Here is a 26,034-nt window from a genome sequence, read left to right on the forward strand (position 1 = left end):
ATCTCAGGCCTCCAGAATTTCGGATGCGCGCAGAACACCGGCGCGGATACGTTGATAGGTGGCGCAGCGACAGGCGTTTCCGTGCATGTAGTCATCGACCTCTGCCGCCGTGGGCTTGGCATTTTCGCGCAGCAAGCCCACCGCATTCATAATCTGACCGGACTGGCAATAACCGCACTGGACCACGTCCAGTTCAAGCCATGCCTGCTGCACGGCGGCACCGATCTTGTCCTGATCGATCACTTCTATGGTAGTGATTTCGGCGTCTTCGACATCTTCGATATAAGTCTGGCAGGACCGGATCGGCTCGCCATTCATATGAACAGTGCACGCCCCGCAGGACGCGACACCGCAGCCGAATTTGGTGCCGGTCAGCTTCAGCTCATCCCGGATCACCCACAAAAGCGGGGTGCCCGGTTCGGCCTCGACGCTATGCGTCTGGCCATTCAGTTTCAGTTCAATCGCCATGGCTTCAAGGTCTCTCTTTTGGCAAGTGGTTGGTTTGTTCGAATTCCGGGAAAACGTCGGGGAGGCCTCGCCTGCCGCCGGTCAGTGCGAAACCGGCGCTGGCTACATCCGTTGTCACGGGAATGGCCCTCATACCCTTGTGTCGCAGACCTTCGAGACGCAAAGCCGTTTGCATCAGCTTGTTTCTGAGAAATTCAGCCAGCGTGATACTTAGACCGGATTTGGCAATACGCTGGTCTGCCACAAGGCCAATTCTCGTGACCGCCTTATTGTACATGACACCCTCCCGCGATTAGCTTCCGTTAAGGGTAATGCTCTGAGAGGCGATTGCGCTGCCTTATCCTCCGAATGATCTGCCTAATTCTCCGACAAGCCTTGGATGAGTGTTTTCAGGCAGCGCGAAACCGCTATATTTTCAAGGAGCAGGAGGGATTTTGATGGTACCCGATAATCTGGTGGCGGAGGTTTTCGCACAGGTACGCTCGAAAGACGCAATGGGTGTCGGGTGCGAAACCGGCGTCAAAGGATTTTATGCGTTTTGCAATGACCAAACGACCGAATGTTCCGCCGGTTTCTACGAGCCCGTCATGTGCCTGGTCCTTCAGGGTGCAAAAGAAGCGCATATCGGCGGGCGCGTCATCCGCTACAGTGCGGGCGATACGCTGATCGTCAGCCACGCTGTGCCTGTCGAAGCGGCGGTGATCAAAGCCAGCGCCGATGAACCATATGCCGCGCTGGCCCTGACACTCGACCTTGCACTGGTCCGCAGTCTGGTGGACGAGATCGGAGACATCGAGGACGGTGAGGCACAGACGCTGAATGTCGCCGCCTCGGATCAGGCGTTGATGGATGCTGTCGCGCGCCTTTATCGTCTGTCTCACGATCCGGTCGAGGCCTGCGCTCTTGCGCCGCTGGTTCTGAAAGAGATCCATTTCCGCCTTCTGCGCGCCCGTCACGGGGGTATGCTGCGGCAGCTATTGCGGCATGAAAGTCCCGCAAGCCGTATCTCAAAGACCATCGCCTTTATTCGCAGCAACTATAAGAACAGCATCCCTGTCGCTGATCTTGCGCATGAATCGGGAATGAGCCTTTCGGCCTTTCACGAGCATTTCAAGGCCGTCACCTCGACAACCCCGTTGCAATATCAGAAGGAACTGCGCCTGCTCGAGGCGCGCCGGTTGCTGCAATCGGGAAACAGCTCGGTCGCATCAGCTGCTTATGACGTGGGATATGAAAGCCCAACGCAGTTTAGCCGGGAGTTTTCGCGCAAATTCGGGCTGTCTCCCAGCGATCAGAAATCTAATCGGACACTTTTGGCGGGTTGATACCTTCCAGACCTGCGGCCAGACGGTATATCTGTCTTCAGTTTTCAAGTTGCCAGATGTTATGCGATGTGCTGAGGGCCCACCTGGCACTAAAACTACGGCAGTTTGGGCAATTGCCTGCGGTCCTGACAAAATCGCCTTGAACACCGTCACGTTAAGCGCATATTCGGTCATCGAAGATGAATAGGCCCCATGCCGAAGGGGCAAGCTCGCCCATCACACCAGACAGGTACCGGGTGTTTTCTGATCGAAGAAAAGGATTTGAAGAATGCGTATTGCAATGATTGGCACAGGATATGTCGGGCTGGTTTCCGGCGTCTGCTTTTCCGACTTTGGCCATGATGTGATCTGCGTTGATAAATCCGAACGCAAAATAGAAATGTTGCAAGCCGGTGAGGTTCCGATCTACGAGCCCGGGCTTGATGTTTTGATGGCCAAGAACGTGTCCGCCGGGCGCCTGAGCTTTAGCACCGATCTGGCCAGCGCCGTGGATGGGGCCGACGCGGTGTTCATCGCCGTGGGCACTCCTACGCGGCGCGGCGATGGCCATGCTGATCTGACCTATGTAATGGCTGCGGCAGAAGAGATCGCGCATGCGATCACCGATTATACAGTCGTTGTCACAAAATCGACCGTTCCGGTTGGCACCAACCGCAAGGTCCAATCGGTGGTCGCAGCGGCCAATCCGAAGGCTGAATTCGACGTGGCCTCGAACCCCGAGTTCCTGCGTGAAGGGGCAGCCATTGACGACTTCATGCGCCCGGACCGCGTGGTTGTTGGTGTCGAAAGCGAGCGCGCCGCCGAGGTTATGGCCGAGATCTATCGCCCTCTATATTTGCGCGATTTCCCGATCCTGACCACCGATCTGGAAAGTGCCGAAATGATCAAATACGCGGCCAACGCCTTTCTGGCGACCAAGATCACGTTCATCAATGAAATAGCGGGCCTGTGCGAACGCGCCGGTGGCGATGTCAAAGAGGTCGCACGCGGCATCGGGCTGGACGGACGCATTGGCAACAAGTTCCTGCACGCAGGTCCCGGTTATGGCGGCTCGTGCTTTCCGAAAGACACTGCTGCACTGGCTCGGATCGGACAGGATCACGCCTATCCGATGCAGATCACCGAAACTGTCATGCGCGTCAATGACGAAGTGAAGAAGCGAATGATCGACAAAATCCGCGAGGCCTGCAATGACAGCTTTAATGGCAAGACCGTTGCCGTACTCGGGGTCACCTTCAAACCCAATACAGACGACATGCGCGATGCGCCTTCGCTGACCATTGTCCCTGCCCTTATCGGCGGTGGTGCCCGCGTGCGCGTGGTTGACCCTCAGGGCCGGTCCGAGGGTGAAGAGCTGCTGCCCGGCGTCAACTGGATGGATGATCCGTATGAAGCGGCGAAAGATGCTGATGCAATTGTGCTGCTTACTGAATGGAACGAGTTCCGCGCGCTGAATCTGAGCGATCTGGCCGAGACGATGAAATCCGCCCGGATGGTCGACCTGCGTAACATCTATTCCTCCGCCATGGTGCTGGGCGCGGGCTTTGACAGCTATGTCGGCGTTGGCAGTACGGTCTGATATTACGAGATAACTCGTGGAACCCGATCTGGAGCCAGAATTCTGTCTCAATAAAAATCCGGAACCCTCGGTTTTCTCATGATCCGGCACCCGGACGTGATGCACCGGGTGCTGCGATGTTGCTGGTCGTGCGCGGCGCATCTGTCGTGCACCTATGCAAACTCGTGAAACTGACCCAACTCGCAGCAAAAAACATGCTGGTGCAATCGCAATCGTCACGGAATAAAATCTTTGCGAATAACAGATTAACGGCGGTTCCGTTCTCTAGGTACGAAATTGGCGGTTCCGATTTTGGTCAGACGCCCCAGCCTTCATGACCGCAGTCAATGAAACACCCGCCAGAGACCAAGCCGCATGACAATTCAGGTGGTCAATGTGCCGGACATAGGCCCGGTGGCAAACGCCACCGAGCCTATCGCTTGAAAGGAGATTATTGCAGCTCAGCCAGCTGAGCCAGCAGTTCCGTGCTGACCTGTACGCCATTGGCTTGCGAGGCAGCACGGTTCTTCAATCGACCATCTCCGGGCACGCGCGCCGCGCCGTTGCCTTCAATCTCGGCACAGATGCGCTTGATATAGTCGTCGAACGCGGCGTTGCCGAACCGTTTCGGATCAATCGCGATCAGGGTCGAGCCGCCCTTGATGTTCAGCGCTCCGTGCGCTTCGCGATTGGCGTTGTCCACTGACAGCGTACCCCCGGCCAGGGCTGCACCCATCACCTCGATCAGGAAGGCGATTGCAGCTCCTTTATGCTCGCCAAAGGGCAGCAGGCTGCGGGTTTCCAGGATAGCATTCGGATCGGTGCTGGGCTGACCGTCGGGGTCGAGGCCGGCGGCACGCGGCAGATCGTGCCCTTCGGCTGCGGCCATGCGGATATCCATCAGCGCCACCATTGACGAGGCCTGATCCCAGACAATCGGATCCTGACCCTGACGCGGGCAGGCAAAGGACATCGGATTGGTGCCAAAGACCGGACGCACACCACCCTGCGGCACCACCATCGACAATGAGTTCACGACGCCCAGTGCAACCAGCCCGGCCTCGGCCAGTGGCTCGGTGTCAAAGCGCAGACCGGCAAGGTGATGGCTGTTGGCGCAGGTAAACGCTGCGATGCCGTTTTCGCGAGCCATGGCAATCAACTCGTCCAGCGCCATGGACGCGGCGATCTGATAATACCCATTGCCGGCATCCCCGCGCAGAACGCTGGGTGCGATACGCTCAACTTTGGGATTGGAGGCAGGATTGGCATAGCCTGAGGTAAAGCTCTGCACATAGACCGGCAGCATGCGCAACCCGTGGCTGCGCGGACCGTCACGTTCCGACTTGGTGACAATCTCTGCGAGTTGATCGCTGCCACGCTCATCCATTCCAGCCGCAACCAGGACGGATTTCGCCAGATCCCTCACCTCATCCAGCGAGAGTGTTTTTGTTGCAATTTCAGTCATCTGCCTGATCCTGTCCTTATGAAACTAAAAGAGGTGCCTGGGCACCTCATTTGTATGTATTAGGCGCTGTATTCAATGCGCTTTTTGGCGACGAACTCATCCAGCGCACCCCGTTGATCGTCGGGCATCGGCGGCTGGATATAATTTCGTAGCATCCGTTCCGCCTCTTCCGTGCCGACCGTTTCTGCGGTCTTCGAACCCTCGGCCTCCCACTGTTCAAAACTGTCGTTGTTCTGCAAGTGGTTCATGTGCATCGGGTTTTCGCGAGTGTGGTCGGTGCCCAGGAAATGGCCTCCGGGTCCGATCTTGTCGATATCGCCCAACAGCGCGTCCAGGTTTTCGTCTACCAAGCCGCTGAAAAAGCGGTGGAAGTTCTCCAGCTGCAGCGTGTCCTGCACCCACTTCGAATAGCTGACCCCAAGCGCGCCTTCCAAAAAGCCCGCCGAGTGCACGATGTAATTCGCCCCGCCCAGCAGCACCGGCCACATGGTATTGGCGGTGTCGAACGCCGCCTGCATGTCCGGCGATTTCGAGCCGGTCCACATGGTACAGGTGCGCCACGGCACGCCGTAGAACCGCGCCATCTGACCCACCAACAGGTTCATCAGACCGGGTTCGGGCGAGCCCATCATCGGCGCGCCGGTTTTCATCGACACACCCATGATCGCCACGCCCAGCACCATCGGCGCGCCGCGACGTATGATCTGGCTATAGGCCATGCCCGCGAGCGATTCCGCGATCAGCAACGCCACACCGCCCTGCGGGCTGGCCGGGGTCGAGGCACCCGCCAGAACGAAAGGCGACAGCAGGCAGGGCTGATTGGCCGAGGCGTAGACGCGCAGGCTTTGCAGCATGGTCTCGTCCCACACCAGTGGCGTGTTGCAGTTCAGCAGTGCGGCCATCACGACGTTGTTGTCGACAAACTCCTCTCCGAACACGATCCGGGTCATCTCAACCGAGTCGCGCGCCGCCTGTTCCGACAGCACCGAGCCCTTGATCGGCTTGTCGGTCAGCGTCAGCGCCGCATGCACCAGTTCCAGATGGCGCTGCGGGACGGGAACGTCCTGCGGCTCGACCGGCAGGATGCCCGGCACCATCATCGACTGGCTCATCTGACTGAGCTTGAAGAAATTGTGCGCATCCTCCAGCATCGAAGGCCGGCGCACGCCGTCCAGACCATAGACGAAAGGCGCGCCATAGGCGTTGGCGAACACCGAGTTGCGGTTACCCACCCGCAGTGAGCGGTCGGGATTGCGCGCCGCATAGCCCCATTCTGACGGCACCGCCGAGATCAGGTCCATCAGCATCTCGCGCCCGATGCGCACGCGTTCGCCCTGCACATCCGCGCCGTATTTCTTCCAATCGGCCAACGCCACGGGATCGCGGAACTCGATGCCGGTGGTTTCCAGAATAGTCATCGCGGCATTGTGGATGCGCTCGACCCCTTCGGGGCCAAGCAGATCGATGGGACCGACCTTGCGGTTCAGGGTCGAAAGATAGACGGGGGCCGGGTTTGTACGGGCCTGAACCCGTGCCGCGCGTCCGCCGCCACGGCCTGAGCGTGCTCTTGCTTCTGCCATTTCAAATCCTCCGGATCAGGCGCGCGCTCGGGCGCTGGTGGGATCAACGGCGCAGACATCGATCACTTCGGCGTCGCGCATCTCATTGTGGACCAGAACCTGCATCTTGGTGCCTGGCGCGGTCATATCCTGCGGCACCAGCGCCATGGCGATGTCGTGGTTGCAGTAATACGAGAACCCGCCCGAGGTGACCCGACCAATCAGCTTGCCATCGGCATAGACGCCTTCGTCGAACATCACCGAGGTATCGCAGAATGGCAGTTTCAGCGTCACCAGAGTGTTGTATCCACCTTCTTCCTTCTGCTTCAGCAGCGCCGCCTTACCGACGAAATCGCGTTCGCAAACCTGCCCGCCGATCTTTTCCGTCAAGGCCACGAAGCGGCCCAGATCGGCCTCGTACGGGGTCATGTCCTTGCAGATTTCGCGGTTGATGGCGCGATAGGATTTCTCGAGCCGCATCGACTCCAGCGCTTCCAGACCAAAAGGCTTCACGCCCGCTTTCAGCAACTGATCCACGATGTGGCGGTTATAGCCGATCGGGTGGTGCAACTCCCAGCCCAGCTCGCCGGTATAGGACACGCGCAGCAGGTGCACACCCTTGGCATAGCCCACCTCGCCCATCTGCGCCGACAGCCATGGGAAGGCTTCGTTCGACAGGTCGTTGTCGGTCAGTTTCGACAGAATTTCGCGCGACTCTGGTCCAGCCAGCGCGATCACGCCCAACTGCTCCGAGATATCCTCCATGACGACCGAGCCATCCTTGGGCATCTGGCGCTGCAGCTGATCCCAGTTATAGGCGCACCAGTTCGGGGTCGAAATCAGATAGAAATCATCCTCGGCATAGCGCACGATGGTGTATTCGCCGTCCATGCCGCCGTTTGCGTTCAGCGCCAGCGACAGGGTCATACGGCCCACCTTGGGCAGCTTGTTGGCCATGATGCTGTCCAACCATTTGGCCGCACCCGGGCCACGCACGATAAACTTGGTCATCGGTGACATTTCAATGAAACCGGCCTTCTCACGGGTAGTGCGCACCTCGTCCTGCACCCGTTCCATATGGTCGGTGCGGCGGAAGCTGTGCTCGGGGATCGCCTCTTCCGGCGATTTGGCAAACCACCGGGGGAATTCGTAGCCGTTGAAGCTGGTCCAGACAGCGCCATGGGCGGTCAGCAGGTCATAGGAGCCCATGGTCTTCATCGGGCGGGCATTGGGGAAATCTTCGCCCGGAACGTGGGCGTTCATATGGGTGCCCCAGGTTTCGCGCACCTTGTCCATGGTCCAGCGTTTCGAGGCATAGTCCGAGAACCTGCGCGGATCGAGTTCCGACATATCCATACCCGGATCGCCATAGACGATCCAGCGGGCCAGGCGTTCGCCCACGGTGCCACCCCACAGGATTCCACCGGGCATCCCTTCGGCCAGCCACAGGTTTTCGTGCCCCGGGGCGGGACCGGCCAGAGGCAGTTCGTCCGGGGTCATCTGGAACGGGCCACGGGTGTTGGCCTTGATGCCCACCTCGCCCAACGTCGGCACCCGCTCGATGGCGCGTTCCCACTGGGTTTCCACCGCGTCGAAATCCTCGGGCAGCAGATCGGCACCGAAATCGGGCGGCACGCGGTCTTCGGCGAACAGCTTGAGATCCTTTGTGAATTCATAGGGACCGAACTGGATACCACCCACATCTTCGCGCAGATATGCGCCATAATCCTCATCCCGCAGGATCGGGAATTCAGGCAGGCCTTCGGCGCGGCGCTCTTTCAGCAGAGGTACGGTCTCGGTGGTCCAGTACTGGTGAACGATCGGGATACAGGGCAGGTCCAAACCCACGCGGCGGGCGTTTTCACGGGCATAGTTGCCGGTGGCGAAAATCAGATGCTCACAGGTGATCTCGCCTTGGTTTGTGGTCACTTTCCAGTGGCCATTATCGAGCTTTTCATAGGATTGCGCCTCAGTGTTCTGATACACTTTCGCGCCTGCGTCCCGCGCCAGTTTCGCCATCGCCATGGTGATATCGGCGGGGTTCACGTAACCATCTTCGGTGTGCAGAATGCCGCCACGAATATCCGGGCTTTGGTTCAGCAGCGGATGCACCTCGGCGATCTCTTCCGGGGTCAGCAGTTTGCAGGGCACGCCCGCAGCCTCGGCAATCGAGATATAGGACTGAAACTCATCCCAGCGTTTTTCGGTATTGGCAACGCGCAGCTGGCCGACTTTGCGCAGACCAACCGATGAGCCCATCTTTTCCTCGACTTCGGTATAGATGCGAATGGTTTCCATCGTCATCTTCGAAACGTTGTGCGAGCGCACAAAAGTCACCAGCAGCCCGGCCGCGTGCCAGGTTGAGCCTGAAGTCAACGTGGTGCGCTCCAGCATCACTGCGTCCGAACATCCGTGCTGAGTCAATCCATAGAGAATGGATGCACCTACGCATCCGCCACCGACAACCACCACTTTCGCATGTGATTTCATTTTGTTTCCTTCACAGATCTTCGGGCCGTGACGGCGTCACCCCGGATTTCATATTCCCACCGTACTTGCGGTGAAATGAGACCCCGACAACCGGGGCCGGAACTGGATCAGGCCACCCTGGCCTGGAGATGCGGGAAGCTTTTGGCAAAGCGCCCGAACTTGTGGCTGCCACAGGTGACAGGAGCGTAGCGAGCAGGATTATCTGCATCAACACAAGATGGCAGAGGTTCAAACACGGCATCGTAATCGGCGTCGATGAAGAACGGGATCGAATACCGCTCGCGCCCCGAGGTGTTCACGACCCGATGCAGATTGGCCAGATACCGATCATTGGTCAGGCGCTGCACCAGATCGCCGATATTGATAACAAACGTACCAGGGATCGGTGTACCCTCGATCCACTGCCCGTCGCGGTTCATTACCTGCAGACCACCCACATCGTCCTGCGCCAGAATGGTCAGGTTGCCATAGTCGGTATGAGCGCCGATTCCGATGATACTTTCCTCCACTTGCCCTGTCTGGGGCGGATAATGCAGCAGTCGCTGGATGCTGATGGGATTCTGCAGCCTGGACCCGAAGAAATCAGGCGCCAGGTCAAGGCTGCGGGCAATGCCGGACAGCAGGATCATTGCCAGACGTTTCATTTCTTCGTGATAGCCGTAGACCGCATCGCGGAATCCGGGAGCCAGCGCCTCTTCCGGCCATTGGTTGGGGCCAAAGAACGGACCCGACGATGCGGCTTCGGGGCCGATATCGAAGCATTCCTTCAGGTCCTTGGTCTTGCCCGGATCGGTGTTTTCACCGAACGGTTCAATATAGCCACGCAGCGCTTCGCCGGAATGCGCGATATGCAGCTTCATCTTGTCTTCGGCTGGCAAATCGAAAAATGCCCGAGTACGCTCAAACGCCCGATCCACCACCTCGGCGGCAACGCTGTGGTTCCGGACATACATGAAGCCGGCATTCGACAGCGCCCAGCGGATATCGGACGCCACTTTCTGCGGGTCGCTGCCGTCGATCAGAGGGGCAAGATCGACAACGGGGATCTTATCAAATGACTGTCGCGTCGCATGAAGGGAGTCCTGCAGGACAGGTGTCTGGGTCATGGGCTGAGTCGCTTTTCGCTAGGCGTAGGTATTTGCCTGCGCATACTGTGGAATTTACGCGTCATACAATTGTAAAAAAAATCACCCTGAGTTATCTGATCTAACCCTATACTGATAATTTCTGCCGCATTGCAGCATAAAATCGATCTTTCATGCGAGGATAAGTTGCCCAAACGTCCCTATAACCTGCCCCCCATGACATCGCTTCTGAGCTTTGAGGCTGCCGCCCGCAATGTCAGCTTCAAGGACGCAGCGAAAGAGTTGAACGTGACACCAGCTGCTGTAAGCCATCAGATCAAGGCACTTGAGCAGGAACTGCAGCATACTCTGTTCCACCGTTTTCATCGCGGGGTCGAACTGACCGAAGGTGGCGCGTATTTGCTGGTTGCGCTTCAACGGGGTTTTGAGGGTATCGGAGAAGCATTGGATCAGTTGCGCGCGCATCGCGGGCGTAACGCCGTGACGATCCGCTCTACCACCGCCGTTAGTTCTTTGTGGCTTACCCCGCGACTGGCGCAGTTCTGGAAAAGCCATCCTCATATTTCGGTTGCGCAGATGGTCAGCGATCAGGATGCCAGCACCAGGGACTGCGATTTGAGCATTCATTATGGCCACATGCATCAGAATTCAGGGCCGTGCCGCGCCCTGTTCCATGACCAGATCATGGCACTCGGCAGCCCCCGCTTTGCCGAGCAGCATCAGATTGACACCCCTGCAGATGTGGCGAATATCCCTTTGATTTATCTTGAGGCTGCAGATAGCGGATGGACCAACTGGCAGGAATGGCTGCGGGCGTTGGGGCAGTCGGCGCAACTGAAAGCCGCACATCGCGTCAACAACTATGTCATCGCGTTGCAGGCCGCGCAGGACGACATGGGCGCTGTGCTGGGGTGGGAGGGCCTGACGGCTGAGTTGGTTGAATCCGGCAAACTGGTCCAACTGATACCTGAAACGGTCTCTTCTCCGCTGGATTTCTTTGTTGTCCTGCACAATCAGGCTTCGGACCGGGCGCGGGTGCTGTTTGACTGGCTTTCAGAGGCCGACAAGCCAAAGGCGGTGTGATTAACGACAATGGCTAAGAAACCTGTTATGTCTGGATGTAATAATCCTGCGCAAATTTACGGGCTCGGCGTATTCATGCCGCTGGAGCAATCAAAACTGTGCGATCCCCGCCGAAACACGCGCGCCTCTTCGAAACGCCCGTTGTTCGCGGATTTTGACATAGATATAGTAAAGCGTCAGTCCGGGCCACGTCAGCACATTGCGTGTTTTGCCTGTCAGTAAGTAGGGACCAGATTTAGTGAGTTTCAGAAATCCACCAAGCGCCGCACAACGCCATGAGCTGCGCAAAGTTATGGGTCAGGGCAGAAGCTTTCTGGCACTGGCTTTCCTGTTCAGCGTCTTTGTGAACCTGTTGATGCTGACCGGACCCTTGTTCATGCTGCAGGTCTATGACCGCGTGCTGGGATCACGCTCGGTCGAGACATTGGCGGCGCTGTTTTTGCTGGTTGCGCTTCTTTATGGGCTTATGGCCATGCTCGACTATGCGCGGGGACGTATCGTTGCCCGGTTCGGGGCGCGGTTCCAGTCTTCGCTGGATGAGCGGGTCTTTGAAGGAACCATGCGGCGGGCGCTGTTTCCGCAATTCCGCTCAGCCCCTGCCACTGCATTGCGTGACCTTGAATCGATCCGGTCACTTTGTGCGTCGCCTGTGTTGCTGGCCGTCATGGACATGCCCTGGACGCCCCTTTTCCTTGCCGCGATCTTTCTGTTTCATCCGCTTTTGGGATGGCTCGCTGTAGGCGGCGGAACGCTTTTGGTGGTGATTGCGCTGCTGAACCAGGCGCTGACCCATCGTAAAGTGGCCGAAGCGCAAAGCGCGGCGGCCCGGGCAAACGCGTTTTCAGAGCACGCCCGCCAAGCAGCCGAAGTTGTACGTTCGCAAGGTATGCAAGGGGATGTTGGCCAGCGTTGGATGAAGCAGCGTGGCGAGGCGTTGACTCAGTCGATCTCGGCCAGCGATTGGACGGGCAGCTTTACGTCGCTGACCAAATCGCTGCGACTTTTCCTGCAATCCGCGATGCTTGCGCTTGGTGCGTTGCTGGTTCTGCGCAATGAGATGACCCCCGGCGCAATGATCGCGGGCACCATCCTTCTGGGCCGCGCATTAGCACCGGTCGAAATGGCGGTCGGCCAATGGGCGATGATCGAACGGGCGCGCACCGCGTGGATCAGCCTGAACAAGTTCCTCGACTCAACACCGCCCGAGACAGCCCGCACCAAATTGCCCATGCCGAAAGCCCATCTAGTCGCCAAGGGGCTGACCGTCATTCCGCCGGGCTCAAAAGTTCCAACGTTGCGTAATGCGACGTTGAATCTCGAGCCGGGCCATGCACTGGGTGTCATCGGGAAGAGCGGCTCGGGCAAGACAACGCTTGCCAAAGCGCTGCTGGGACTTTGGACTCCTGCAGCGGGCGAGATTCGCCTGGATGCGGCCACTTTGGAGCAATACGACCCCGACGATCTGGGGCGTCACATTGGCTATCTTCCGCAAGAGGTTACCCTGTTCAACGGCACTGTTGCCGAAAACATCGCGCGGATGTCGCAATCCCCGGACCCCGAGGCCGTGGTCGCAGCGGCCAAAACGGCAAACGCGCATGAACTTATTCTAAGCCTCGAGAAAGGCTATGACACTTTCCTTGAAGGCAATGACAGCCAGCTTTCGGGGGGTCAGAAACAGCGTATCGCTCTGGCGCGGGCCCTCTACGGTAATCCGGTGCTGTTGATCCTGGACGAACCCAACTCTGCCCTCGACGCGGACGGGACTCTGGCGTTGAACAACGCTGTGCGCGAATTCAAGGCCGAGGGCAAATCCGTCATCATCATGACCCACAGACCGCAGGCGATTTCGGAATGCGATGACCTGGTGGTTGTCGAGAAAGGCCAGATCGTGAAATCCGGCAAGCGCGATGAGGTTCTTAGCTCGATGGTGCAGAATGCCAATGTCATCAAACGGCATCTGAACAAGGTGGGTGAGTAATGTCCAAAGAGGATAAAAAGGCAGCCTGGAGCATTACGACCCCGGCAATGGTGGGGATTTTGGCTCTGGTCATCCTTGTGCTGGGTCTCGGTGTCTGGAGCATCCGGACCGAACTGGCGGGCGCGATCATCTCGCAAGGTGTGATCGAGGTGCAAAGCAACCGTCAGGTGATTGAACATCCCGATGGCGGCGTGGTGGGCGAAATTTTTGTCCGCGATGGCGACGACGTGACCCGCGGGCAATTGCTTTTGCGTCTGGATGACACGTTTCTGGCATCTGAGAAGACAATCGTAGAAGCGCAGCTTTTTGAGCTTCTGGCACGCAAAACCAGGCTTGAGGCGGAACGCGATGGCGCTGATGCAAACGAACTGGATGGGCGTTTGGCAGAGCTACAAAAAGCGGAACTCATCGACGAAGATCTTCTTGCTGGCCAGCGGCGTTTGTTCGAGGCTCGTCTGGACACGCTGACCCAGCAGATTGAGCAGTTGGGCAAGCAAAAAAACCAGATCGAGGACGAAATCGAAGGCACCGAAGCGCAGCTGGCTGCGCTGCGCACACAGGTCGATCTGATCAGCAAAGAGCTGGTTGATCAGGAAGGACTGCTGGAACGTGGATTGACTCAGGCCAGCCGTGTTTCGGCCCTGCAACGGGAACAGGCGGATCTGAATGGTCAAATTGGACGGCTGGAGTCGACCGTCGCCCGCCTAAACGGCCAGATTTCCACAACTGAGATTCAGATTGTTCAATTGAGGGCGACCCGTCGCGAAGAGGCGATCGCAGAGTTGCGGGATGTACAATCCCGCGCCGCCGAACTGGCAGAACGACGCCTGTCCTTGACCGAGAGGTTGTCGCGTCTGGATATCCGCGCACCCGTGGCGGGCACGGTTTATGACAGCCAGGTCTTTGCGATCCAATCGGTCATTCAGCCCGGTGAACCGATGATGTATGTGGTTCCGCAAGACACGCCCCTGCTGGTGGCTGCGCGGGTGGATGCCCTGCATGTGGACCAGCTGCATCGCGGGCAGGACGTTGCGTTGCGCTTTACTGCGTTCAATCAACGCGAAACGCCTGAAATCGATGGCCATGTGGTCAATGTCTCAGCAGATACATTCACCGATGAGACCACCGGCTTTACCTTTTATCGCGCCGAAGTCCAGCCGAATGACGGACAAATCGAACGCCTGAACGGTCAGGAACTGCTGCCGGGCATGCCGGTTGAGGCAATGATCAAGACGGATGAGCGCACGCCACTCTCTTATCTGGTGAAGCCGCTGGCCGATTATTTCTATCGCGCATTCCGGGAATAGCAGGTCACGGCCCCTCGACATTCCCGAGCAAAATCGAAGTCATGTCGACGGCGAAGGCGCCGTCGACGATGGTGATGTCTGCGCCGGTCTCATAGGCGACATTGTTTTCGGAGATCCCGGACAAATCAGCGTCTGCGTCAATAAAGACCCATTCCGCCTCATGCGACGTGGGCAGATCAACGGCGTTTTGCAGAATGGCCAGCGCGTCCAATGCGTTAACCCTTCCATCCTGAGTGATATCTGCCGCGATCAGGTTCTCTGGCGTTGCGGGTCCCCATGTGGGGTCCAGCCCAACCGAAATGCGCAGAACCTGCAGCGCGTCCAGCGCGGTGACCTCTCCGCTCGCGTTTGAATAGGATTTTACAATATCCAGCGCACCGGGAAACGAACCGTCCGGAATATCCAGATCGAATACGCCCAGATCATCCGCCTGCGCCACAACGGTCGCGCCGCCGTCAGGGGTGAACCTGATCTCTGCATCCGACAACGCGGGGTTCGGGCCGTTTGGACCGATGGTGACAGGACCCGTGACACCTTCCGACGCGTTGTTGCCGGGCCCACTGCCCAGATCAGTTGGAATATGATCCGGCCCGTCGAACCCGGCACCAAAAATATCTGCGCTGGTGAGTGGAGTGCCCTGATCCGAGATCACCTCGATCGTTTCATCGCGAAACGATATCCGCGTCCCCTGCCCTGTTGCGGTAAAGTCCAACTGGAGCGGAGAGCGCAGAAACGGAAAATCCGTAAGTTCGAGCCGGTCGACACCGGCCTCAAAATCCGTGATCGTTGTTAGCCCGCTGCTTTCGCGCATCACAAAAATATCTGCCCCGTCGCCCCCGGTCATAATTGTAGCGCTGGTTCCGCTGATCAGAATGTCATTTCCTGCCCCGCCAAACAGGCTTGTATCAAGAAAACCACCTTTGAGCATATCGTCGCCCGAGGTGCCGCTGATCGTCCCGTAACCCTGATCGACCACGCCCAGATTAGCGACCGAAACGCTTAGTTGAGTAAGACCGGCCTCCTGCTGGGATGCCGCGAAAATCTGCAGATCGTCTCCGATATGCGCAACGCCCAACGTTTCGACATTCTGCAACGCGCTTGTGACGGTATCCTCAAAGCTGTCCATATGGATCAGTTGGCCATCTTGGGTCATGGTAAATAGAGTGATGCCATCATCGCCGCCTCCGGCAACGACAAACACGCGCCCGTCAACCTTGATGACCGAGAGATCCTGCACGGAACCGAACCGGGTATGCAGCGTATCAAGGACGTGGTCGGTTGGGCTCAGCCGGCCATCGCTGCCGACCGTCATGACGCTTAGTGAATTGCTGCCCGCGCCAGCCACAATCACCCATGTTTCACCATAGGCCTGAACCGATTCAATCGCGGTCGGAGAGCCGATGCCCAGCGTTGTCAGGCTGATCGCCCCATCCGTGAGAGTCAGAGCACCGGTGCCGGGATCAACCGCAAAGCTTCGAATCGTACCGGTGGCGGTCTCTGCCGTGATTACGAAATGATTCGATCCGGATTCCACGGCCTGCATTGCATCCGCACGCCCCGAGGTCAGACCCGTCACAGTCAACGAGCCATCGCCATTGACACGATAGGTCCCGATCTGGCCGTTATCCTCATGTGCCAGGGTTAGAAAATTGTTGTCGCCGATGGTGGCTTGTATTGTCGCCGATATATCACCACCGCCTGAAAGCCCGCCAGTTTCCAGCAACCCGCCGATCGTTCCATCACTGTTCAGATCATAACCTACCAGCCCCGTAGCGGTATTCACATCCAGCACCAGTTGCGTCTCACTGCCCAGCGTCACAATCGTGCCGCTGCGCCCGACCTGATATTCGATGGATGCCCCAAAATAATGCTGATCCTGCAAGACGGGCGCACCGATTTCGGTCAATTGCCACGCCGCGATCCCACCGCCCGGCCCGGTCGTACTGTAGAGATACGTTTCGCCGTTAAACGTTTTTAAAGCCAGATCGCCGATACCTGAATCGAGCGCTGCGGTCCCCGTTGCAACCACTCTTTCAAACTGAAGCATCATCGTTGTTCACCCCCAAGGCCATCACCGGCACTGCGATCAGAATGACCCGATGCTCCGGCGCGAAACCAGAGCAGGAATGTGGTGAAAACAAGGACTTCAGCTTCAGTTTTATTCAAGTTTTCCCGTCCTGCGCAGCAACTGTCACGATGGGATCACCAGTAAGACCCGGCGGGTTACCGTCTGTCACCTGACAGCAGACGACCACCGATTGTGAGGGGAAGATGACCAAAGACAACGATTCGAACAACGTCCAGAATGCACAGGCATCACAGCGCGGCGACGGTGCAAGATCCTGGTTCGACAAAAAGCTTCAGCGCCGGGTCGGGCGCGGGTTGCTTGGTGGCCTGGGTTCGACGCTGATGGCTTTGCCCGCGCTGGCGCAAGCCACGAGCGAGGCACTCGAATCCTTTCAGTTTGCCGAAGCCATTGCCGGGGTACGCTCGGCCAAGTTGCTGCCAAATGGGGACGTTCAACTGAAACTGACCGACGGGCGCACACTGGTTGTGGATGCCGAAAACATCCAGATCCTTGATAACGGTTCGATCATGATTGCTGATGAGGTGGCGATGGACGTCGCACAGTTCGCTGCCACCGAAGCAGCGGGCGCAGGCGTGGCCGCTACTGGAGGCGGCATCAGTACCGCCGGTCTCGCCTTGGGCGGTTTGGGCATTGCAGGGGCCGCTGCAGGCGCCGGAGGAGGCGGCGGCGGAGATGATGACGATGGCAGCGACGAAAATGGCGGGGATAATTCACCCTCGGTCTCACCGCCGGAACCGCGACTGCCAACCCTCAATCTGGCGGAGTTGCAATCGAATGCGCTCAGCAATCTCAGCACACAGTCCGTTGCGCCTGACGGAACGACATCGGTCGAGGTGTCGATCGACGCGCTGACCAAAACCGCCACGCCCGCTGCCGATGGCAGTTGGAGCGTATCCCTGACTCAGGCCGAGGCCGAAGCATTGGCGCAGGGCCAATCGACTGTGACGGTCCGGCATCTGGATGGGGATGGTTTGGAACTGTCGGTCGAAGAAGTCCAGTTTGATATCGACACGGTACCACCCACATTGTCCATCGACGCATTGTCTCATGGTTCCGTGCTGAACGCGGCCGAACAGGGCACTGATCTTATCATCTCAGGCACGACCGATGCCGAGAATGGCCAGACCGTCACTGTCACAATAAACAGTCAGGACTATACCGGAGATGTCTTGAACGGAGGTTGGAGCGTTTCGGTGCCCGCGGCAGATCTCGCTGCTCTGTCAGAAGCGACAACTGTCACAGTCAGCGCAGATGTCTCTGACCGCGCCGGCAATCCGGTCGCACAGGCAAATGAAAGCTTCGAAACTGATTTCAGCGCGCCAACACTGACACTCAACCCGGTTGCAGGGGGTTCGATTGATTTGGTCGACATAGGCAGCGACCTTGTCCTGAATGGCACTTCGGACGCCGAAGACGGTCAGCAGATTACAGTCACCTTCAATGGGCAAAGCTATACGGGCACTGTTTCCGGCGGTGGCTGGAGCGCAACAGTCCCCAGCGCCGATCTTGCGAGCCTGTCGACCGGCACGCCTGCCACCATAACGGTGGCCGTGAACGACACGGCAGGAAACCCTGCAATACCTGTATCGGTCTCCGTTCCCGTTGACCTGTCCGGTCCATCGATTGCCATCAACGTTCTCCCGGTCGGAGATGTTTTGAACGCCGTCGATGCGGGCTCCGATCTGGAGGTGAGCGGCACGGTCGGGAATGTGACTGACGGCCAGACTGTCACGGTCACTCTGGGCGGCGAAACCTATACCGCTCCGGTGTCCGGCGGGGGTTGGAGCGTGACAATAGACAGCGCAGACCTTGTCGCCTTGGCCGATGGCGGAACTTTCACGCTGACTGCCGATGTCAGCGACGCCGACGGGCTCAACGCGCCACAGGCCAGCGTCGGGCTTTCCAAGGACGCGACCGCCCCTACGCTAAGCATCGATACATTCTCGACTGGTGCGGTGATGAATGCCGCCGAACAAGGATCCGATCTGGTCATCACCGGCTCCACCTCTGCCGAGAACGATCAGATGGTTACGCTTACATTCGAAGGGCAAAGCTACGCCGGAACCGCTTCGGGTGGTGCCTGGAGCGTCACTATCCCGGCCGCCGATCTCGGAGCATTGTCTGATGGAGAGACCATCACTGTAACGGCAAATGTTGATGACGCGGCGGGCAACCCTGCGATACAAGCGTCTGGCAGCTTTGACACCGATTTCACGGCGCCATCTCTGGCGATCACAACGCTGTCCGGAGGATCGGTTCTGAATGGGGCAGAACTTGCAACCGGCCTGACCGTCGCAGGTACTTCAGACGCCGCCAACGGCACACAGGTCACGGTCGAGATCCGACGCCCTGACGGTTCAGTCGAGGCTAGCGGCACGACGACGGTAAGCGGCGGATCCTGGAGCTTTACCGCCGCCTCGGGTGATCTGAACTCGTTGCAGGATGACGAAACATACCAGGTCCACGCCTCTGTTTCGGATGCTGCAGGAAACAGCGCCAGCACAAGCAGCAGTTTTGATACCGATCTCAGTGCTCCCACTTTGTCGATTGATGCGCTTCCGGTTGGCGGGGTGCTTGATGTTTTGGAACGGGGCTCGGATCTGCAGATCACGGGCACGACAAATGCCGAGAACAATCAGACCGTCACCATCAACCTGAACGGACAGGACTATAGCGCCACAGTGACCAATGGCATTTGGGCAGCGACAATTCCTTCGACCGATCTCAGCGCTTTGACGGATGCCACAGACTTTACGATCACCGCATCCGTTGAAGATGTCGCCGGAAATGCGGCGAGTGACGCGACGACGACTTTGACCACAGATTTCCAGCCGATCCTAACCATGAGCAACATCGGCACCAACGGAGCCGTCTCGCAGAGCGATCTGGCCAGCAGTGGCATCGTGATCACTGGCGTCTCAGCCGGATTGAGCGTGGGTCAGACGGTGACGGTTACATTAAATGGCTCACCGGCTGGCAGTGCAACCGTTGCTGCAGATGGCAGCTGGTCCGTAAATGTTCCGTCATCGCAGTTTACCTCGCTGGAGTCCGGAGACAGCCTGGATTTCGAAGCTCAAGCCTCGGTCGCGGCCGGGCAAGATCCGGTACCCGCAAGCCAGCAGACTGTTGCACATGAGCCCGCTGCCTACACGATTGTCGAGGCAGGTCGAAGCGGATCCACAGTCACCTTCCAGGTCTATGCAGATCCGGATCGTGATAATTCCGACGGCATTACCTTTTCAGCAGAACTCAGTTTTGACCCGGCGGTTGTCACCTACGACACCAACTCGGCGATCGCGAACGGAAGTTCATTCATCCTCGCCGTCAATTCGCTTGATGCCTCCTCAGTCAGATTTTCCGGGGCTACAACAAGTTTTGATGATTTGTCGGAACACGTCATTTCATTCACGATGACAGTGCAGGATGCCTCTCAGCCGATCATCCTGTCCCTCACCACATCGGACGGTGGTCCAGCTGAGTATCATCTCGGTGCAGATGGAGCCGACGCGCTGACCGGAAGCTTTGTTGACGATGTCATAAGGGGTGGAGGTGGCGACGACGCGATCGACATTTCTGGCACAGGTCGTGGTGTTGTGGTTTTCGAAGCGGATCCAGCGGTCAACGGGACGGACACAATTACTGGTTTCACTCTGGGGCCAGCCGCCGAGGTGACAGATGCGTTCATGTTCACCGGACTTGATGTCGGCACATTGCGCGGGACAGGCTCGGATATCGAAACACTGAGTCTTGGCGACGTAATCGGGCAGGATACGGGTTTCATCGGGCTGCAATCTGCATTGACGGATCTGAACACAGATACCATCGCAACTGCCGCGGAAACTCTCAGCGGTGCACAGGCAGGCGATGAGATTTATCTGCTGGCAACCGACGGCACCGACAGTGTTCTGGTTAAAGTCGACTATTCAGCACCCGATGAGGCGACTGTCGAGGCGTTGGCACAGATTGACGGTCTCGGCGACCTAAGCGGCCTTCACGCAGATAACATCCTGCTCTCGGATCCAACCGGCGCAAGCGCGTGACCCCGGCACAATTCGCTCAAATGGATGACCAAGTCATGGATAGCACCTGTTACGTCCCAGTCACCTTCGAGAGACACAGAAACCGATTTTGGCGGCGGTTCACATCGTACGATTTTGCCAAAAATCTGATGGCCTGCACCATCGTCAATACCGAGGTTTTGCGCGTCGCCGCCGCTTTTCCGATCGCCTTCAGGTCAGTCGCTGGCAGCATCGAGCCGGTGGCTCTGTTTTCGATGATTGCAAGGCGTCCGATACCCTTTGTGTCTGACAATGGCAGATGGCTGGCGAGCTATGTGCCATCGGCACTTCGCTGCTTCCCATTCAGGGCCGAGCTTGTCGGAGCAAAACAATGCCGACTTCTGGTAAACGAAACTCCGGATCATGTGACGAATGATCCGGCGGATACGCCATTCTATAGTCCAGAAGGCGATCTTTCACCCGAATTGCTGAATTTGCTCGAATTCTTCCGAATGCGCGAGGCCGCAGCACGCGAGACGCGAATACTCTGCGAGCATATGCAATCACATGATCTGTTTGTTCAGTTCACACAGGGTGATACACCCTCATCATTGCCTGCTCTGCTGATGATCGATCCTGAACGACTGAGCCAATGCGCTGAGAAAAATGCCCCGCTTCCGAGCAGGGTGTTGCAACTGATCCATGCGCATCAGGTTTCGCTGTCACATTGTGAATGGCTGGCTTCTGCACAAAGCAAGAGGCGTATGAAAATCCAAGAACCTGACACTGAACTGAGCGGCTTTCTCTCGGCAATTGGTCAGGACATGAGTCGCCCATATCATGAAAATCAGGTGACCCATGCATAAGATTAAATTCGGTCTAAGGCCCGCATATTTGCTTGTATTGGTTGTAACAATTGCTGCCTGCTCGCAGCCCCCGGATTTGGTACCTGTCTCCAGATCCTTTGCCAATGGATCGACTGGTGCCGGCGCGATTGAGCCTACGGCGACCCTGGTGCAAAGTGGCTTTGGAAAGCGTATTCGCGGAGCGGTACAGAACAGTCCTGCGCTGGCGCGAAGCGCGTCACGCATGGGAATTGCCGAAGCCAATCGGGACGCGGCGCAAGGGGAATTCCTGCCGCAGGTTTCGCTGGGCCTGAATGCGGGATCGGTACGCAGATCCTCCGACACCCAAAATCTCACGCCCTATTTGCGGATATCGCAGCTGGTATATGACGGAGGTGTCGCCACCAACGCTCTGACGGCGGCACGCGCGCGGGTGCTGGAAAGCTTTGGAGATCAGCTGCAGACCGCAGCGGCGACTGCTTTGTCAGCAATCGAAACCTACGTCGTGGTTCTGGATCAGCGCAAAATCTATGAGATCGCGCGGCGCAATGTCGAGGTCCATGAGGAAATCGAGCAGCAGCTATCTGAACGGGTCAGCAGTGGCGTCGGCTCACAAGCGGATATTCTGACGGCACAATCCCGCGCCGCGGATGCGCGCACGCGATTGGCTGATGCAAGGTCACGCGTGGATCGTGCCGAAGCCCGGTTTCAAGAAGTAATTGGTATTCCTGCCGGGTCTCTTCCTCCAGCCCTTCCTGCGCCTGACCTGAACCGCAGTGACACAGAGATTGTGCTGGACAGCCCTCAGGTCAGGCGCGCCGATGCGGCATTGGTTGCGTCGCGCGCCGATTGGGTGGCCGCGCAAGCCCGTCGCAAACCCGACATACGTCTCGCCGCTTTTGCCAATCACGATGATCTCACGGATACGGATTTCGGTGTGGATGTGTCGGTCAACTATGAACTGGACAGCACCGGTCAGCGCCGCGCCGCGATCGCGGCTGCCCATGAGCAGATGAAACAGGTCGAGGCAGAACGCGAGGCGTTGGTCCGGGAAATCGGGCGCGAACTGGCGTTTATCCGATCAGATCAAAAAGCCGGTGCCGACCGCCTGCGCGAAGCCCGGCTTGCGGTGCAGGCCAATGCAGAAAGTGTTGCGGCCGCACGCACCCAGTTCACCATCGGTCGACGCAGCCTGATCGAGATACTCGACGCACAGCGGGATTATGTGAACGCGCAAGAACGGTTGATCTTTGCAGAGCAGAGCTTCTTTCTGACCAACTATGCAGTTCTAAGCCTGACGGGAGATATACTCGACCTGTTTGAGCTTGGCCCAGAGAGCTGGGGAGGGACGCCATGAAACGTCAGCCCAGATCTATCGCGGCCCTGGAAGCATGTCTGCTGAATGTCGCAACAACGCTCGAACGGCCCTTGACGCTGGCCGCTATTCATGCGGCGCAATCCGGCACCGCCGGCGAGCTGGGCATACGCGATGCAATCGTGGCGGCCCAAGGGGCGGGGTTGCAGGTGGGGTTTGGTGAAATGAAACTACGAAATCTCGACGATGCGTTGTTTCCGGCGATTCTATTGTTAGAAAATGACCAGGCTGTGGTTTATCATGGCCGGACAGACAGCGGCGCTCTGCTGATCTATGATCCTGATCTGGGTGACGGAATCGGTGAAGTTGCCGAAAGCGCATTTTCCGAAAGATATACCGGCTACGCGATGCTCTTTCGCCGCGCTTATCAAGGTCGAGAGGAATCCGAGAGTCAACCTGACGGAAAACACTGGTTCTGGTCCGCGCTCGCCGCGAGCCGCTGGACTTATGCGCAGGTCGCGATGGCCGCAGCTTTGGCCAATCTTCTTGGGCTGTCGACCTCGGTTTTCATCATGGTCGTCTATGACCGGGTTCTTCCAAGCGAAGCAATGGCGTCACTGGTCGCATTGACCTTCGGCGTTGGCCTGGCGCTGATTTTTGACTTCCTGTTGAAACTCCTGCGCGCCGGTTTCATTGATCGCGCCGGAGAACGCGCGGATTTGTTGATGGGTCGGCGGGTGTTCGATCAACTGATCAACATGCGAATGGCCGGACGGTCGGGCTCGACAGGTGCGACCAGCAATACGGTGCGCGAATTCGAAACTCTGCGCGAGTTTTTTACCTCAGCAACGCTGGTTGCGCTGGTTGATCTTCCATTCATCGCGATCTTTGTTTTCACCATATATATGGTCGGAGGATCGCTTGCATGGATCCCCGCCATGGCTATCCCGGTCGTCCTGGGTGCCGGAATCGCGATACAGCCCTGGTTGTCCAGATTAGCAGCGCAGAGTTTCTCTGACGGTCAATCGAAACAGGCCGTGCTTGTCGAAGCATTGACGGGCCTTGAGACACTAAAGACCACCGCGGCCTCACGACATATGCGTTCGCGTTGGGAGGACGCAATCAGGCGACAATCAAATCACGGTTCACGCAGCCGCGCCATAACACAATTTGCATTGAACCTAACCGGTTTCACGCAGCAGGCTGCCCAGGTTCTGGTCGTCTTCTACGGGGTGTTTCTGATTGCAGACGGACAGACAAGCATGGGTGCGCTTGTGGCGTCGGTTCTGTTGACCGGGCGCGCGTTGGCACCGCTGGGGCAATTGGCGCAAACGCTCACACGGGTCAATCAGGCACGAAGCGCATATCGCAATCTGAACACGCTGATGCAGGCAGAAAATGAACGGCCCCATGGCCGAAACTGGATCAACCGCTCTGAATTCAAAGGGCGCATTACTTTCAACAACGTTCATTTCGCATATCCGGATCAAGTCGGCGATGCTTTACAAGGCGTTTCTTTCACCATTGAGCCGGGCGAGAAAGTGGCTATCCTCGGGCAGATCGGGTCGGGCAAAAGCACGATAACGCGGCTGATGCTTGGGCTCTATCAACCGCGGGTCGGGTCGGTGATGCTGGACGGTCTGGATATCCGCCAGATCGACCCTGGAGATCTGCGCCGCAATGTTGGGTCGGTTCTACAGGATGTCTGGCTGTTTTCAGGGACACTTCGGGACAATATAGCAAGCGGTTGTATCAGACCTCGGGATGAGGATTTGGACAGGGCAGCCAAGTTGGCGGGTGTCGATGGTTTTGTCTCGCGACATCCTCAAGGCTACGATTTGCAGATCGCTGAACGCGGTGAAGGCTTGTCGGGCGGACAACGACAAGCAATTGCCTTGGCGCGCGCGCTGATCGGACGACCACCTGTGTTGTGGTTGGATGAACCGACCAGCGCGATGGATGTCAAATCCGAGTCTGCAATCATCCAGCGCCTGAAAGCGGCGCTGCAGCAGGAAACGATGGTTATTGTCACGCATCGCACGAGCCTGCTGGAGTTAGTCGATCGCGTAATAGTAATCGAGAATGGCAAGGTTGGCATCGATGGCCCCAAGAACCTGCTGACGCAACATGTGCGCAAGGCTGGGAGGCATTTGAATGTCGCGGCATCCTGATCTTGAGCGCCTCGCGCGCGAAATGCGCGGGCGCGCACCGTTGCGGGGATCGCTTCTGCTGATACTGATATTCGCTTGCCTGATCAGCGCAGCGTTGTGGGCCCATTTCACGGTACTGGACGATGTCGTGCGGGCAGATGGTCGCATCGTACCATCAGGAGATGTGCAGGTGATCGAAGCCACCGAACCGGGCGTGCTGCGCGCATTGCACGTGCGTGAGGGCCTTGTCGTGGATGCGGGCACGTTGTTGATGGAACTGGACACCAACCAGATAGAGCGTGAATTGAGCCAGGAACAACAGCGCGCCTATGGATTGATGGCGCGGGCCCAGCGGCTACAGGCTGAAATCGATGGAACGGACCTGAAGTTCGATGCCGAGCTCCTGAACGGTGCGCCGGGTGTCGTACGCTCGGAAACTGCGTTGTATCAGGGACGACAAGCCGAATTGGCCGCTGAGATCGCAATTCTGCACCGGCAACGCGAACAACGGCAACGGGAGTATGAAGAGGGTCTGGTTGATCAGGTCACGGCGGTCGAAACCCTGAATGTTCTGACCGAAGAGCGCGCGATGATGGTCCCCCTTGTAGAACAGCGGATGGAGCCCGTGACCACACTTCTTTCCCTTCGCCGCAGTGAAGCGGAATGGAAGGGTCGCAAGGTCCGGGCCGAAGCAGTGATCAGTCGCTTGAAAGCCGGGCTCGATGAGATCGGTGACAAGATCCATGCCACACGCAACCGCTTCCGCAGCGCCGCCTTGACCGATCTGGCGTTGGTCACTGCGGAACTAGCCGCCCTGCAACCTGCCCTGCCCTCATTGCGGGATCGTGCTTCACGCGCGCAGATACGGGCCCCGGTCCGGGGGATCGTGAACCGCATCCATCGCACCACCATAGGTGGGCTTGCACGCAGTGGTGAGGAACTGATCGAACTTGTGCCTCTGGACGATCGGCTTCTGGTCGAGGCCTATGTCAAACCCGGTGACATCGCGTTTCTGCATGCGGGGCAGCCGGTCAAAATCAAGATCACTGCCTATGATTTCGCACGCTACGGCAGTCTTGACGGAGAGATTATCCGCATCGGGGCAGACACTATCACGCGCTCGGAACGAAACGAGGAAGAGGTCTTTGTGGTTGAGATTCAAACCTCGGACACAATGCTGGATTCAGGCGGGATAGCGGTCGAGATCATTCCCGGGATGATCGCGGAGGTCGACATTCTTTCGGGCAAAAAATCGGTTCTGGACTACTTGATTCAGCCGGTCCTGAAGGTGAAGGAACAGGCATTGCGGGAATAGGCGC

The 26,034-nt window shown here is 57.9% G+C and carries 17 protein-coding genes; 10 read left to right on the forward strand and 7 right to left on the reverse strand.

Translation table 11 applies throughout. The features are described 5' to 3' along the window. Positions 1-3 precede the first annotated feature (3 nt). Both ACR0K9_RS10155 and ACR0K9_RS10160 read right to left on the reverse strand, forming a co-directional pair. Positions 4-468 carry a (2Fe-2S)-binding protein gene (locus ACR0K9_RS10155; RefSeq protein WP_480531226.1) on the reverse strand — a complete coding sequence of 155 codons (465 nt, stop codon included), beginning with the start codon at positions 466-468 and terminating at the stop codon, positions 4-6. Positions 469-472: 4 nt separating this feature from the next. Then, a complete protein-coding gene (locus tag ACR0K9_RS10160) occupies positions 473-745 on the reverse strand; it encodes a hypothetical protein (RefSeq protein WP_480822828.1) in 273 nt (90 codons plus the stop codon). Between the two features lie 160 nt (positions 746-905). On the opposite strand from ACR0K9_RS10160, the gene ACR0K9_RS10165 reads away from it, so the two are divergent. Then, on the forward strand, positions 906-1,793 hold the full coding sequence (locus tag ACR0K9_RS10165) for an AraC family transcriptional regulator (protein WP_480822830.1): 888 nt from the start codon (positions 906-908) through the stop codon (positions 1,791-1,793). A gap of 268 nt (positions 1,794-2,061) precedes the next feature. Further along, positions 2,062-3,372: a UDP-glucose dehydrogenase family protein gene (locus ACR0K9_RS10170; protein WP_480531232.1), complete on the forward strand. Its 1,311-nt coding sequence runs from the start codon at positions 2,062-2,064 to the stop codon at positions 3,370-3,372. A gap of 430 nt (positions 3,373-3,802) precedes the next feature. Here ACR0K9_RS10170 and ACR0K9_RS10175 read toward each other — a convergent pair whose 3' ends face one another. The 4 genes from ACR0K9_RS10175 to ACR0K9_RS10190 form a co-directional block, all read right to left on the reverse strand. Further along, positions 3,803-4,816 carry an Ldh family oxidoreductase gene (locus tag ACR0K9_RS10175; protein ID WP_480822832.1) on the reverse strand — a complete coding sequence of 338 codons (1,014 nt, stop codon included), beginning with the start codon at positions 4,814-4,816 and terminating at the stop codon, positions 3,803-3,805. Between the two features lie 59 nt (positions 4,817-4,875). After that, positions 4,876-6,396 (reverse strand): trimethylamine methyltransferase family protein, encoded by a 1,521-nt coding sequence (locus ACR0K9_RS10180; RefSeq protein WP_480822834.1) that lies wholly within the window; start codon positions 6,394-6,396, stop codon positions 4,876-4,878. A 15-nt stretch (positions 6,397-6,411) separates the two neighbouring features. After that, the gene (locus ACR0K9_RS10185; protein WP_480822836.1) at positions 6,412-8,865 is read right to left on the reverse strand and encodes a GcvT family protein; all 2,454 of its coding nucleotides are present in this window, start codon (positions 8,863-8,865) and stop codon (positions 6,412-6,414) included. Between the two features lie 107 nt (positions 8,866-8,972). Then, positions 8,973-9,971 (reverse strand): isopenicillin N synthase family dioxygenase, encoded by a 999-nt coding sequence (locus ACR0K9_RS10190; RefSeq protein ID WP_480822838.1) that lies wholly within the window; start codon positions 9,969-9,971, stop codon positions 8,973-8,975. A 195-nt stretch (positions 9,972-10,166) separates the two neighbouring features. On the opposite strand from ACR0K9_RS10190, the gene ACR0K9_RS10195 reads away from it, so the two are divergent. The 3 genes from ACR0K9_RS10195 (at position 10,167) to ACR0K9_RS10205 (ending at position 14,318) form a co-directional block, all read left to right on the forward strand. Further along, entirely contained in the window at positions 10,167-11,033 is an 867-nt protein-coding gene (locus ACR0K9_RS10195; protein ID WP_480531244.1) for a LysR substrate-binding domain-containing protein, read from the forward strand. A gap of 292 nt (positions 11,034-11,325) precedes the next feature. Beyond that, positions 11,326-13,011 (forward strand): type I secretion system permease/ATPase, encoded by a 1,686-nt coding sequence (locus tag ACR0K9_RS10200; RefSeq protein ID WP_480823127.1) that lies wholly within the window; start codon positions 11,326-11,328, stop codon positions 13,009-13,011. Beyond that, positions 13,011-14,318, forward strand: coding sequence for an HlyD family type I secretion periplasmic adaptor subunit (locus tag ACR0K9_RS10205; protein ID WP_480822840.1), 1,308 nt, complete (start codon positions 13,011-13,013; stop codon positions 14,316-14,318). Before ACR0K9_RS10200 ends, ACR0K9_RS10205 begins: the two co-directional genes overlap by 1 nt. Before the next feature lie 4 nt (positions 14,319-14,322). Here ACR0K9_RS10205 and ACR0K9_RS10210 read toward each other — a convergent pair whose 3' ends face one another. After that, positions 14,323-16,368 (reverse strand): dockerin type I domain-containing protein, encoded by a 2,046-nt coding sequence (locus tag ACR0K9_RS10210; protein ID WP_480822842.1) that lies wholly within the window; start codon positions 16,366-16,368, stop codon positions 14,323-14,325. A gap of 221 nt (positions 16,369-16,589) precedes the next feature. On the opposite strand from ACR0K9_RS10210, the gene ACR0K9_RS10215 reads away from it, so the two are divergent. The 5 genes from ACR0K9_RS10215 to ACR0K9_RS10235 are packed head-to-tail and all read left to right on the forward strand — an operon-like array spanning position 16,590 to position 26,030. Then, a complete protein-coding gene (locus ACR0K9_RS10215) occupies positions 16,590-20,447 on the forward strand; it encodes an adhesin (RefSeq protein ID WP_480822844.1) in 3,858 nt (1,285 codons plus the stop codon). Next, on the forward strand, positions 20,444-21,271 hold the full coding sequence (locus ACR0K9_RS10220) for a SapC family protein (RefSeq protein ID WP_480822846.1): 828 nt from the start codon (positions 20,444-20,446) through the stop codon (positions 21,269-21,271). Before ACR0K9_RS10215 ends, ACR0K9_RS10220 begins: the two co-directional genes overlap by 4 nt. Beyond that, on the forward strand, positions 21,264-22,607 hold the full coding sequence (locus ACR0K9_RS10225) for a TolC family protein (RefSeq protein ID WP_480822848.1): 1,344 nt from the start codon (positions 21,264-21,266) through the stop codon (positions 22,605-22,607). The genes ACR0K9_RS10220 and ACR0K9_RS10225 overlap by 8 nt, the downstream gene beginning before the upstream one ends. Then, positions 22,604-24,736 carry a type I secretion system permease/ATPase gene (locus ACR0K9_RS10230; RefSeq protein ID WP_480822850.1) on the forward strand — a complete coding sequence of 711 codons (2,133 nt, stop codon included), beginning with the start codon at positions 22,604-22,606 and terminating at the stop codon, positions 24,734-24,736. Before ACR0K9_RS10225 ends, ACR0K9_RS10230 begins: the two co-directional genes overlap by 4 nt. Further along, positions 24,720-26,030 carry an HlyD family type I secretion periplasmic adaptor subunit gene (locus ACR0K9_RS10235; RefSeq protein WP_480822852.1) on the forward strand — a complete coding sequence of 437 codons (1,311 nt, stop codon included), beginning with the start codon at positions 24,720-24,722 and terminating at the stop codon, positions 26,028-26,030. The genes ACR0K9_RS10230 and ACR0K9_RS10235 overlap by 17 nt, the downstream gene beginning before the upstream one ends. The last annotated feature ends 4 nt before the right edge of the window (positions 26,031-26,034 follow it).

It is taken from the genome of Ruegeria sp. L12 (assembly GCF_056531745.1).

Coding starts and splice junctions, on each gene's coding strand:
- ACR0K9_RS10155 (WP_480531226.1), bottom strand. CDS start 468: ATGGCGATTGAACTGAAACTGAATGGCCAGACGCATAGCGTCGAGGCC.
- ACR0K9_RS10160 (WP_480822828.1), bottom strand. CDS start 745: ATGTACAATAAGGCGGTCACGAGAATTGGCCTTGTGGCAGACCAGCGT.
- ACR0K9_RS10165 (WP_480822830.1), top strand. CDS start 906: ATGGTACCCGATAATCTGGTGGCGGAGGTTTTCGCACAGGTACGCTCG.
- ACR0K9_RS10170 (WP_480531232.1), top strand. CDS start 2,062: ATGCGTATTGCAATGATTGGCACAGGATATGTCGGGCTGGTTTCCGGC.
- ACR0K9_RS10175 (WP_480822832.1), bottom strand. CDS start 4,816: ATGACTGAAATTGCAACAAAAACACTCTCGCTGGATGAGGTGAGGGAT.
- ACR0K9_RS10180 (WP_480822834.1), bottom strand. CDS start 6,396: ATGGCAGAAGCAAGAGCACGCTCAGGCCGTGGCGGCGGACGCGCGGCA.
- ACR0K9_RS10185 (WP_480822836.1), bottom strand. CDS start 8,865: ATGAAATCACATGCGAAAGTGGTGGTTGTCGGTGGCGGATGCGTAGGT.
- ACR0K9_RS10190 (WP_480822838.1), bottom strand. CDS start 9,971: ATGACCCAGACACCTGTCCTGCAGGACTCCCTTCATGCGACGCGACAG.
- ACR0K9_RS10195 (WP_480531244.1), top strand. CDS start 10,167: ATGACATCGCTTCTGAGCTTTGAGGCTGCCGCCCGCAATGTCAGCTTC.
- ACR0K9_RS10200 (WP_480823127.1), top strand. CDS start 11,326: ATGGGTCAGGGCAGAAGCTTTCTGGCACTGGCTTTCCTGTTCAGCGTC.
- ACR0K9_RS10205 (WP_480822840.1), top strand. CDS start 13,011: ATGTCCAAAGAGGATAAAAAGGCAGCCTGGAGCATTACGACCCCGGCA.
- ACR0K9_RS10210 (WP_480822842.1), bottom strand. CDS start 16,368: ATGATGCTTCAGTTTGAAAGAGTGGTTGCAACGGGGACCGCAGCGCTC.
- ACR0K9_RS10215 (WP_480822844.1), top strand. CDS start 16,590: ATGACCAAAGACAACGATTCGAACAACGTCCAGAATGCACAGGCATCA.
- ACR0K9_RS10225 (WP_480822848.1), top strand. CDS start 21,264: ATGCATAAGATTAAATTCGGTCTAAGGCCCGCATATTTGCTTGTATTG.
- ACR0K9_RS10230 (WP_480822850.1), top strand. CDS start 22,604: ATGAAACGTCAGCCCAGATCTATCGCGGCCCTGGAAGCATGTCTGCTG.
- ACR0K9_RS10235 (WP_480822852.1), top strand. CDS start 24,720: ATGTCGCGGCATCCTGATCTTGAGCGCCTCGCGCGCGAAATGCGCGGG.